Consider the following 11,615-nt stretch of genomic DNA (forward strand, 5'->3'; position numbering starts at 1 on the left):
GGTAGTAATCCGTACTGAACATATTATACATTATTTTCAGTATAGTTGAGCTTATTATTGACTAGAGTCATGCTCTCTGCTGATTGTTGCCCAGGGGGAGCGGGCTGGAACGGTGCGCACCAGGGTCACGTTGTCGGACGAAGGGGTGGGTGCTGGGATCCCATGGGCCGCAGGGGGCTGGGAAAGGCATCCCTGAGCCATAGCCGATAATAGGACTGTCCTCTTGCTATCCCGCTTTCTATGCCCAGCTCCATCATTTCCCCGGAAAACCTGCTGGATCTTTGTGAACAGGGTGTGTACAAGGCGTTGGCCGCTGGAGCCGACCAGGCAGAAGTGTTTGCCAACTCAGGCCGGGAAACGGAAGTCACGTTTGAAAAAAACGACCTGAACCTGGCCCGCAGCAGCAGCGAGACCCTGTTCGGCATTCGGGTTTTCTGTGGCGGCAGGCTGGGCTTTGCCACCTCCAACCGCCCGGAAGAGTTAGCTGAGACGGCTGCTGAGGCTGTGACCATGGCCAAGGCTTCGCCGGCGGATCCCCTGAACGGGCTGCCGGAGCCCCAACCTCTGCCCCAGGTGCCCTTTGCCCTTGATCCGGGGCTGCTGGAACTGGATGCCGCCACCCTGACCCAGTTGGGATCCCAATTGCTGGAGTGGGTGCGATCCAAAGACCCTCGCATCACCATCGACAACGGCTCCCTCAGCGTTGAGGAAGAGACCCTGGCTATCGCCTCTTCCACCGGCATCCGGGCCAACTACCACAGTGTCGAGGCGGGGGGATCCCTGTTTGGCATGGCCATCGACGGGGACGAGGTGGGCAGCTTTGCCTACGACGGCGACAGCGTCCAGAAGCGGGCCGATCTCATCCCAACGCTGGAGCGGGCTTTTGATCGCTTTGTCCAAAAATGTGTGGGGGCGCTGGGGGCTACCGAAGGGGAGAGCTTTCGCGGCCCTATCATTCTCCCTCCAGATGTGGTGGAGGACTTCCTGGGGGATCTCCTCTTTGTCTTGGGGGCAGATGCGGTGCGCAAAGGCAAAAGCCCTCTGGCGCAAAAAATGGGATCCCGGATCGCCAGCCCGTTGCTCACCGTGGTTTCTGAAGGCCTGGGCCTGCCCGGCTACCCCATTGAGCCCTTCGACCGCGAAGGGATCCCTCGCCAAATCACCCCCTTGGTTCACGAAGGGATCCTCTGCAACTTCATGTACAACAGCTACGAAGCTCGCGCTGCCGGGATCCCGTCCAACGGCCATGCCACAGGGGGGGCGGGCAGCCTGCCGGGGGTGGGGCCAGCTTGTTTGAGAGTGGCGCCGGGGACAACCCCCCTGTCTGAGCTGTATGCCATGGAGCGGGGCATTATTGTCACCCGTCTTTCCGGCAGCAGCAACCCCATCACCGGCGACTTTTCCGGGGTGGTGAAAGGGGGCTTCTTGGTCAAAGGCGGCGAAAAACGCCCCATCCTGGAGACCACCATTGCCGGCAATCTCTACGATTGTTTGCGTAATATCTCCGCCATCTCACAAGAGGTGACCGTTTTCAACGGCAGCACGGCTTTTCCTGCTCTGCGCATTGAAGATGTATCGGTAACGGCTGGCTAGTCGCGCCGGCGGGACGGAGTCCTGAATAACTGGGTATCGTGGGGGGCGGACAAGCCTTCCTGACCAGAGGGTGGAGAGTAGCCAGTCTGCGAACAGGCAGGAGACAAACAGAGGGTGGATCCTATGTGGCCAGTAGAGGGTCGGCAGCGCGTCATCATCGAGGCGGTGACACCGGAAATCGACGGCGGGCGCTACGCCATCAAGCGGACGGTGGGAGAGTATGTGGTGGTGGAAGCGGACATCTTCGCCGACGGCCACGATCAGCTCTCGGCGGTGCTCTGTTTTCGCGAGGCCGGTGCAGAGGGTTGGCAGGAGATCTTCATGGATCCCATCGGCAACGACCGCTGGCGGGCCCAATTTCAGGTCACTCAGATCGGCCAAGCTTCTTACCGGATTTTGGCCTGGGTGGATCCCTTCAAAACCTGGCAGCAGGATCTGTACAAGCGGGTGGAGGCCGAGCAGGATGTTTCTGTGGAGCTGCTGATCGGGGCCGAGCTGATCGAGCGGGCCGCCCAACAGCAAAGCGGCGATCGCGGTGGCGGCGCGGAGCACTCTCTGCAGGCAAAGCTGCGCAACTACGCCCAAACACTCCGCCAAGGGGGGGATCCCGCCATAGAAGCAGCCCTATCCCCCACGTTGGGATCCCTGATGCAGGTTTACGGCGAGCGCCCTTTTGTCAGCACCTACCCAGAGCGGCGGGTTTGGGTGGATCCGGTCAAAGCCCGCTTCAGTGCCTGGTACGAGCTGTTTCCCCGCTCCTGTGGCCCCAACGAACACACCCACGGCACCTTCCGAGATGTGGTCGCGCGGCTGCCGCTGATTGCGGAAATGGGCTTTGATGTGCTTTACCTGCCCCCCATCCATCCCATTGGGCGCACCTTTCGCAAGGGCAAAAACAATGCCATGACCGCCGAGCCAGAGGACGTGGGTTCTCCCTGGGCCATCGGCGGGCTGGAAGGCGGGCACAAAGCCATTCACCCCCAATTGGGATCCCTGGCCGACTTTCATCATCTGGTGGCGGAAGCCAAACGGTTCCACATCGACATCGCCCTGGATATTGCCTTTCAATGCTCTCCGGATCACCCCTATGTAAAAGAGCACCCGGAATGGTTTAAAAAGCGGCCCGATGGCAGCATTCAATATGCGGAGAACCCGCCCAAAAAGTATCAGGATATCTATCCCCTCAACTTTGAAACAGAAAACTGGCAAGCCCTTTGGGAAGAATTGAAAGGTGTGATCGAATACTGGATTGACCAGGGGGTCAAGATCTTCCGGGTGGATAACCCCCACACCAAGGCATTCGGCTTTTGGGAGTGGTGTATTGGTCAGATCAAAGCCAAGCACCCGGAGACGATCTTTCTGTCCGAAGCGTTCACTCGCCCAAAACTGATGAAATCGCTGGCCAAGCTGGGCTTTACCCAGTCCTACACCTATTTCACTTGGCGCAACGACAAGTGGGGCCTGACCGAGTATTTCACCGAGCTCACCCAAAGCTCAATGCGGGAGTACTATCGCCCCAACCTGTGGCCCAATACGCCCGATATTTTGAACGAGTTTTTGCAAAAGGGGGGTCGCCCGGCTTTTATGCTGCGTTTGATCCTCGCGGCTACCCTCGGGGCCAGCTACGGCATCTATGGCCCGGCTTTTGAACTCTGCGAAAACCGCCCGCTCCGTCCCGGCAGCGAAGAATATCTGGACTCGGAAAAATATCAAATCCGCCACTGGGATCTGGATGCCCCGGATAACTTGCGGCCTTTGATCCAGCAGGTGAACCGGATCCGGCGACAAAACCCGGCCCTGCAGAGCGACTGGAGCTTGGTGTTTCATCCCACCGACAACGAGGCCCTGATTTGCTATTCCAAGCGCACCTTCAGTGGCGATAACCGCATTTTGGTGGCAGTGAATTTGGATCCTTTCCACATTCAGTCCGGCTGGGTCACCCTCAACTTGGGGGCTCTGGATTTGGAGCATTGGCAAACCTTTAAGCTGACCGATCTGTTGGACGGCCAGCAGTATTCCTGGCAGGGATCCACCAACTACATCAAGTTGGATCCCTGGACGATGCCTGCCCATATTTTTCTCCTGGAGAGCTGAAGACCCTGAGAAGGACAGTACAGTGGTGTCATGCCCTCTGCGGAGTTCTCTCGATGGGCCAGGAGATTGCCTGCCTCAGCTTTGGCGCCGAAGACTTTGCCAAGTTCGCCGCTCAACTCCGGCAAGAGACGGATTTGCTGGAGCGCTGGTTGGCCGGTGCGCCGGGGCTGGATCCGGCTTGTCAGCCCTTTGCCCAGGGATCCCCGGTGGGCGGGTTTGAGCTGGAGGCATGGCTGGTGACCCCTCAGGGAGATCCGGCCCCGATAAACTCAGCCTACCTGGAAGCGGTGAACGATCCGCTGGTGGTGCCGGAACTGGCCCAGTTCAACGTGGAGATCAACAGCCGGCCCCAAGTTTTGGTCGGCTCGGCTCTGCGGCAGTTTCAGCAAGAGCTGGGCCAAACGTGGGATCGCTGTTGCCGGGTGGCCGAACACTTGCAGGCGGGGTTGATGATGATCGGGATTTTGCCCACGGTGCAGCAAAAGCAACTGACCTTGGAGATGATCTCCCCCCGCAAGCGTTACCTGGCCCTCAATGAGCAAATCCTGAACTTGCACCGGCGCGAGCAATCCCCAGGGATCCCGTCTCTGGGGCTGGAGATCGAAGGGCCTGCCACCCTGTTGCGGGTGGCTCACCCCGACATCATGCTGGAAGCGGCGACCACCTCTTTCCAAATCCATCTGCAGGTGGCCCCCCACCAGGCAGCCCGCTACTTCAACGCTTCTCTCATCGCCTCGGCCCCTTTGGTGGCGCTGGCGGCCAATTCCCCCTACCTGTTCGGGCACGATCTGTGGGCAGAAACCCGCATCCCTTTGTTTGAGCAAGCTTTGGATGGGCCACCCCCGCCCTCCCCCACCCACTACCCCCGCGTCACCTTCGGGCAAGGCTATGTACAGGGATCCCTGATGGAGCTGTTCTGGGAAAACCTGCATCGCTACCCGGTGGTATTGCCACAAAGGTTAGCCACTTCCCCATCAGAGCTGGCCCATTTGCGCCTCCACAACGGCACCATCTGGCGCTGGAACCGACCCCTGATCGGCTTGGATCCGGTTCCCCATCTGCGCATCGAACAGCGGGTGGCAGCGGCAGGCCCAACCCTACCCGACATGATCGCCAATGCGGCCTTCTACTTTGGTCTGGTGCAAGCCTTGGGATCCCAGCCCGTTTCCCCCGAGCAGGAGCTAAGCTTTGCCCAGTGCCGCGCCAATTTCTACACGGCTGCCCGCTTCGGCCTGGAGGCCCCCATCACTTGGCTCAAGGGTTGGCAGGGATCCCTGCGCCAATTGCTGCTGGAAGAGCTGATCCCCCTGGCCGAGGGAGGGCTGGCCCAACTGAACTTGGCCCAACAGGATATCCAAGTGTATCTGGGCATTCTCCGCGCCCGCGTCGAGTCGGGGCAGAATGGGGCCACCTGGCAGCGCCGCTACGTGGCTCGGCATGGTAAAGATATGCAACAATTAACCTGTGCCTACTGGGAACGGCAGCGGCAAGGCCAACCGGTACACACCTGGGATCTCAGCTAGGGCTCTCTCCACAGCCGGTTGTACCAGCGGTGGGCCACCGCGGCGGCAGGACGGATCCCTGGCCCGCATCTCGAGTGGGCAAACTCTCTCTCAGATGGCCTTGTTGCGACCCGAGCTACCGCAGCGAAACGGTTCATTCGCGACCAAGGACTTCGTTGGACTTCTGCTCCCCCCTACTCCAGGGAGAGAGGCCAGAAGCCAGAAGTTTGAGTCGAGCCTCTTAGCCCAAACAGTATGCTCACCGTTCTCGATCATCTACCGGATCAACTGCTGGATCTAGAGGCCCATCAGCTTTACGACCGATTGGGTGGGCCAACCCTCATCCATCTGCCGGGGCGACGGGATCCGGCCCTGTTTGTCTCTGTGCTGCTGCACGGCAACGAAACCACCGGCTGGCAGGCGGTGCGACAGCTTCTCCGCCGCTACAGTCCTCTGCACCGCTGCCGCGAACGGGAATTGCCCCGCTCCCTTTCCCTCTTCATCGGCAATGTTCAGGCAGCCCGTCAAGGACAACGGCGGCTGGACGGCCAACCCGACTACAACCGCATTTGGGGCCCCGGCTCCACCCCCGAGCACGCCATGGCCCAGGCCGTCCTGCAGCAAATGCAGCGGCGGGGCGTTTTTGCCAGCGTCGATATCCACAACAACACGGGCACCAACCCCCACTACGCCTGTGTCAATCACCTGGATGCCCCTACCCTGCACCTGGCCACCCTGTTTGGGCGCACTGTCCTCTATTTCACCAAGCCAGAAGGGGTACAGAGCATGGCCTTCGGGCGCTTCTGCCCGGCGGTGACCCTGGAATGCGGCAAGCCGGATCAGCCCCACGGCACCCAGCATGCCTACGAATTCTTGGAAGCCTGCCTGCACCTGTCGGCGATCCCGCAGCGCCCTGTCTTCCGCCAAGATATCGACCTCTTCCACAGCGTCGCCATTGTCAAAATCCCGGATCAGGTGAGCTTCAGCTTTGGGGAAGAGGATGGCAACCAAGAGGGATCCCCCTCTCACATCCGCTTCCCGCCGAATTTGGATCTCCTCAATTTTCGGGAGCTTCCCCCCCACACCCCTATTGGCTGGACGAACAACGGCTTCCACCTGGAGGTGCAAGACGAGCAGGGCCAAAATGTGGCGGATCGCTTTTTCTATGCCTGCAATGGAGAAATTCGCACCAGCGTGCCCATCATGCCGGGCATGCTCACCCTCAACAGCCGCATCATCCGCCAAGACTGCCTCTGCTACCTGATGGAGCGCTACCCCCTGGCCGGCTGAGCCGGGCTGCCAATTTCCGATCCCCAAACCAGAACGGGTAGTGCTCCGCACCGCTGCGCTAACAGTACCCGTCTACCGAGGGATGGTGGGTACGCTAACGTGGGACAGAGCGACCCCGCAAGCCCTATCCTGAAAACTGCCAACGGCACGCTGAGCCCACGGGATCCCTATGTTGCGCCTGCTGCGGATCGAGAACTTTGCCCTGATCGAGCAATTGGAGATCCCCTTTCGAGCGGGGCTAAACGTGCTCACCGGAGAAACCGGGGCCGGCAAATCCATTATCCTCGATGCTCTGGATGCAGCTCTAGGAGGTACAGCTCGGGCTCTGCGAACTGGCAGCGAACGAGGTCTGGTGGAAGCGATCTTCAGTCCTAATCCTGAACTGCAAGCCTGGCTAGAACAAGAGCACATCGACCCCCTAGAGGAGGGCCTGGTTTGTAGTCGCGAGCTGGTGTTGCGCAACGGCAAGCTCACCAGCCGCCTGCGGGTGAATGGGGTGCTGGTGAACAAAGCCCAGATGCTCAGCCTGCGGGCCAAATTGGTGGAGATCACCGCCCAGGGGCAAACCGTTCAAATCCAATCTCCCCAAACCCAGCGCCGTTGGCTGGACGATTTTGGCGGCGAAGAGCTGTTGCGAACACGGGCAGAAGTGGCTGCCCTTTACCAAACCTGGAACCATCTGAAAACAGAGGTGGAATCCCGCCAGCAAAGCCAACAACTGCGCCTGCAACGGCTAGACCTACTGGAGTTTCAAGCGCAAGAGCTGGCCGCCCTGCGCCTGGAGGATCCCGACGAAATGGCCAAGCTGGAGCGGGAACGGGAGCGCCTGGCCCACCGCGTGGAACTGCAACAGCAAAGCTACGAAGCTCACCAATTGCTCTATCAAAACGACAGCGGCTCACCGGCCATCGCCGATCTGTTGGGCCAGGTAGAACGGTTGCTCCAGACCATGACCCAGCGGGATCCCGACCTAGCCCCTCTGGCGGAAATGGTCAGCAGCGCCCTGATTCAGGTGGAGGAGGTGGGGCGAGAGCTAATTCGCTACGGCGAGACGCTGGAGGCGGATCCCGGTCGGTTGAACAAAATTGAACGGCGCTTGGCGCAACTCAGACAAGCCTGCCGCAAATACGGCCCGACCTTGGCCGAGGTGATGGCCCATGCGGAGCGGGTGCAGACGGAGTTGGCCCAACTGCGAGGAGACAACACCGACCTAGAGGAATTGCAGGTGCGGCTGGACAAAGCTGCCCAAGACCTGGAGCGCCATTGCCAAGCGCTCTCCCAACTGCGGCAACAAGCGGCCTGTCAACTGGAAAAGGCCCTCATAGAAGAGCTCAGGCCGCTGGGGATGAGCGCAGTGCAATTCCGGGTGCAGATCCAACCCGGCCCCCCGACAGCAGAGGGGGTGGATCAGGTGAGCTTTTGGATCAGCCCCAACCCGGGTGAGCCTCTTCAACCTTTGGCCAGCATTGCCTCCGGCGGCGAGATGAGCCGTTTTCTGCTGGCCTTGAAAGCCGTATTCAGCCGCATCGATCCGGTGGCCACCATGGTTTTCGACGAAGTCGATACCGGCGTGTCCGGCAAAGTGGCGCAAGCCATCGCCACCAAGCTGTACAGCATCGCCCGAGATCACCAGATCCTCTGCGTCACCCACCAACCCCTGATCGCTGCCCTGGCGGATCACCACCTGCGGGTTCACAAGGTGGTGCACCAAAAGCGAACTTCTGTGCGGGTGGAGCTTTTGGGAGAACGAGAACGCCGCGAAGAACTGGCCCAACTCACTGCCGGTCACTCCGCCCAAGAAGCGATGACGTTTGTGGAGGCTCTTCTCAACCAAGCAGCTCAACTGCGCAAGCAGCAACTGGCCAGCCCCGCTTGACCCTCCTCTCCTTTTGTTTTGAGTGAGGGGAGGGGGGTGAGGGCCTCACCCGCCCAAGAACAGCTCCAGCACCTCAGGATTGTTCAACAAGTTGGGGCCAGTATCCTCAAAGCGGTTTTCTCCCGTGGACAAGACATAGCCCCAGTCCGCCATCTTCAGGGCCTGCTTGGCATTTTGCTCCACCATGAGGATGCTGATGCCAAGACGGTTGATCTCTCGCAGGAGGGCGAAGGTCTGTTCTATATACAGCGGCGACAGGCCGGCGGTCGGCTCATCCAGCAACAACAACTGCGGCTCCACCATCAACGCTCGCCCTATGGCCAGCATCTGCCGTTGTCCACCCGATAGGGATCCCGCCGCTTGGCGTCGTTTCTCTTTCAGGGGTGGAAACAGCTCATAAACCCGCTCCAGTTGGGCGGCAGGGTTGTCGCGTCGGATGAAGGCCCCCATCTCCAGGTTCTCTTGCACGGTGAGGGAAGGAAAGACATTGTTGGTCTGGGGCACAAAGCCGATTCCCCGTCGCACCAGTTGCTCAGCGGGCAGGTGGGTGATGTCGGATCCCTGAAACAGCACTCGGCCTGAGCGGATGGTGGCCAAGCCAAATAAGGATTTCAGCACTGTCGATTTGCCGGCTCCATTGGGGCCGATGATCACCACCATTTGCCCAGGGTTCACCTTCAGGTGGATCCCTTTGAGGATGTCCACCCCCCGGTAGCCGCTGTAGAGATCTTGGATGTCCAGCAAAGGGGTCATGAGAGGGATCCCTCCGAAGGCAGAGGGGAGGGTTGGGGTGGGTTTAGGGAGTCGGCCAGTGCCACAGATCCCAAATAGGCCTCCCGCACGGCTGGGTTTTGTTTGATCTCCTCCATGGATCCCTGGGTGAGAACCTTGCCGGCAGCCATGACCACCACATGGTCGCAGAGACGGGTCACCAGATCCAGGTCATGCTCGATGATGCAAAAGGTGCAGCCCCGCTCGCGGTTGAGATACTCGATAAAGCGCATCAAATCCGCCAGCAGGGTGCGGTTGACGCCAGCCCCCGGCTCGTCCAGCAGGATCACCCGTGCATCGGTCATCAAGGTACGTCCCAGTTCCAAGAGTTTTTTTTGCCCCCCGGAAAGGGTGACGGCCAGTTGATCCCGCAGATGGATCAGGTTCAGCCGTTCCAGAACCTCTTCGGCCCGAGCTTGCAGGTTGCGTTCTTGTCGTTGCACCCGCCGCCAACCGAACCAAGTGGCGAACAGGTTTTCCCCTATCTGGTTGGGGGGAACCACCATCAAGTTCTCCAAGACGGTCATGCGGCCAAACTCCCGCGGGATCTGAAAGGTGCGCACCAGCCCTCGACGGAACAGATGGTGAGGGGGCAGGCCGGTGATGTCTTCCCCATCCAGCCAGATGCGCCCGCTGCTGGGCCGAATAAACCCGGCGATGATGTTAAAGAGCGTGGTCTTCCCTGCCCCATTCGGGCCGATCAAGCCCGTAATCCGACCGGTTTCGATGCGGAAGGAACAGTGATCCACCGCGCTAATGCCGCCAAACCGCTTGGAGATGTCGTCGATAACAATCACGCCGCTGCCTTGGGAAAACCCCGCCGACCGATGAGTTCAGTATTTCTCAAAATATAATGAGCCCAATGGCCGAGTTTGCCCATTATCCTTCCTGGATTCCTACAGGGGCAACTGCCTTTGGAGGCCGCAGCCAGCCCTACAGCAGCCAAGGAACGGGCGAGATCCTGAGTCTGGCCCGCCTGTTTCCCGGAGCCATCTTTTCTTGAGGGAGTGGGGAACGCTTTGAGGTGAGCCAACGTCTGACTGCTACGGTTCAACACTTGCTTGACTTTTGGGATCTGAGTTCTACTTTCTCTTCCCTCATAGGAGGTTGTCGGCTATGTCTCGCATGAATAAACTCACCCGACGGGCCTTTGCGGCGGCGGCTGCCCTGACGGCTGCTGCTCTTGCCACCACTCTGCTGCCCAGCACGGCTCAGCAGGCCACTCAGGGGCCGGTCAAAATCGGGGCCTTGATGTCTCTTACCGGGGATCTGCAGGCCTTCGGGGAAAACTGCCTCAAAGGGATCAAGCTGGCGATTGACCAAATCAACGCCGCCGGTGGCATTTTGGGATCCCCTGCCCAAGTGGTCGAAGCGGATGACCAGACGTCGGCTCAGCCGGCTATCGACGCAGCTCAGCGGTTGGTCAACGTGGAGAAGGTGGCCGGCATTATCGGCGCCTTGGGCAGTGGCATCACCATCCCGGTGGCCACGACGGTTTCTGTTCCCAATCGGATCCCGCAAATTTCCCCCGCTTCCACCGCCCCCACCATCACCACCCTGGAGGACAACGATTTTCTGTTTCGCACAGTTCCTTCCGACGCCTACCAAGGGGTGGCCTTGGCCCAGATCACCCGTGAAGAGAAGCTGGAGCGCCTGGCCATCATCTACATCAATAACGACTATGGCCAGGGCCTGGCCGACAGCTTTAAGACGGCTTTTGAAAAGCGGGGCGGCACCATCACCAAGTCGGTTCCCTACGAGCCCGGCAAGGCTTCCTATCGCAGTGAGCTGACCCAACTGAAGGAAGGGGATCCCCAGGCGTTGGTGCTGATCGGCTACCCCGAAAACGGTGTGGTCATTTTGCGGCAAGCTTTGGAAGAAGGACTGTTTGACCGCTTTGTCTTCACCGATGGCATGCGCTCTCCGGATGTGGCAGCTCAGGTGGGAGCCGAAAAGCTAGAGGGATCCATCGGCGTTTCGCCCCAGGCCCTCACCGATAGCAAGGCTTACCAAATCTTTGCCGAAGCCTACAAAGCCGCCTACGGGGAGCTGCCCCCCACCCCCTACATCGACACCGCCTACGATGCCGCTTTTGTCCTGGCTCTGGCCATTCAGAAAGCCGGCAGCACCGACGGCACCGCTGTTCGAGATGCCTTGCGGGAAGTGGCCAATCCGCCTGGCACCGAGATCCTGCCCGGAGAGTGGGCCAAGGCGGTGGAGCTGATCGGCAAAGGGGAGGACATCTTCTACACCGGCGCCTCTGGATCCATCAACTTCGATGAGAATGGGGAGGTGGCCGGCACCTTTGCCCACTGGACTTTCCAAGGGGGGAAGGTGGTGGATCTGAAGGTGTTTGAGCCGGAGAGCTGATTTTCCCCTGCGGCTCCTGAGTGGGGGTCGGTTTCTCCTTCTGAGCATGCCTCTAACCCCCAAAACCCTGAACTTTGCTGAATTTACTGAGCTTTAGGCGGTTTGGCAAAAGTCATTGA

At 59.8% G+C, this 11,615-nt stretch carries 8 protein-coding genes; 6 read left to right on the top strand and 2 right to left on the bottom strand.

Annotated elements, in window-relative coordinates; translation table 11 throughout:
- Nucleotides 1–240: 240 nt before the first annotated feature.
- The 5 genes from NW849_RS12290 to recN all read left to right on the top strand — a co-directional run bounded on the left by NW849_RS12290 (nt 241) and on the right by recN (nt 8,355).
- Nucleotides 241–1,593, top strand: a complete 1,353-nt coding sequence (locus NW849_RS12290; RefSeq protein ID WP_414357912.1) for a TldD/PmbA family protein — start codon at nt 241–243, stop codon at nt 1,591–1,593.
- Nucleotides 1,594–1,716: 123 nt separating this feature from the next.
- Nucleotides 1,717–3,687 (top strand): alpha-1,4-glucan--maltose-1-phosphate maltosyltransferase, encoded by a 1,971-nt coding sequence (locus tag NW849_RS12295; RefSeq protein ID WP_414357914.1) that lies wholly within the window; start codon nt 1,717–1,719, stop codon nt 3,685–3,687.
- Nucleotides 3,688–3,740: 53 nt separating this feature from the next.
- Nucleotides 3,741–5,210, top strand: a complete 1,470-nt coding sequence (locus tag NW849_RS12300) for a glutamate-cysteine ligase family protein (protein ID WP_414357915.1) — start codon at nt 3,741–3,743, stop codon at nt 5,208–5,210.
- A gap of 234 nt (nt 5,211–5,444) precedes the next feature.
- On the top strand, nt 5,445–6,479 hold the full coding sequence (locus NW849_RS12305) for a M14 family metallopeptidase (RefSeq protein WP_414357916.1): 1,035 nt from the start codon (nt 5,445–5,447) through the stop codon (nt 6,477–6,479).
- Nucleotides 6,480–6,648: 169 nt separating this feature from the next.
- The gene (recN, locus tag NW849_RS12310) at nt 6,649–8,355 is read left to right on the top strand and encodes a DNA repair protein RecN (protein ID WP_414357917.1); all 1,707 of its coding nucleotides are present in this window, start codon (nt 6,649–6,651) and stop codon (nt 8,353–8,355) included.
- A gap of 45 nt (nt 8,356–8,400) precedes the next feature.
- On the opposite strand, the gene NW849_RS12315 is transcribed toward recN, so the two are convergent.
- A complete protein-coding gene (locus NW849_RS12315) occupies nt 8,401–9,108 on the bottom strand; it encodes an ABC transporter ATP-binding protein (RefSeq protein ID WP_414357918.1) in 708 nt (235 codons plus the stop codon).
- Nucleotides 9,105–9,923, bottom strand: a complete 819-nt coding sequence (locus NW849_RS12320) for an ABC transporter ATP-binding protein (protein ID WP_414329274.1) — start codon at nt 9,921–9,923, stop codon at nt 9,105–9,107. The genes NW849_RS12315 and NW849_RS12320 overlap by 4 nt, the downstream gene beginning before the upstream one ends.
- Nucleotides 9,924–10,242: 319 nt before the next feature.
- Between NW849_RS12320 and NW849_RS12325 the strand changes: the two genes are divergently transcribed.
- Nucleotides 10,243–11,496 carry an ABC transporter substrate-binding protein gene (locus tag NW849_RS12325; RefSeq protein ID WP_414357920.1) on the top strand — a complete coding sequence of 418 codons (1,254 nt, stop codon included), beginning with the start codon at nt 10,243–10,245 and terminating at the stop codon, nt 11,494–11,496.
- The last annotated feature ends 119 nt before the right edge of the window (nt 11,497–11,615 follow it).

Origin of the sequence: Synechococcus sp. R55.3 (assembly GCF_047461975.1) — a bacterium.
Lineage (GTDB): Bacteria > Cyanobacteriota > Cyanobacteriia > Thermostichales > Thermostichaceae > Thermostichus.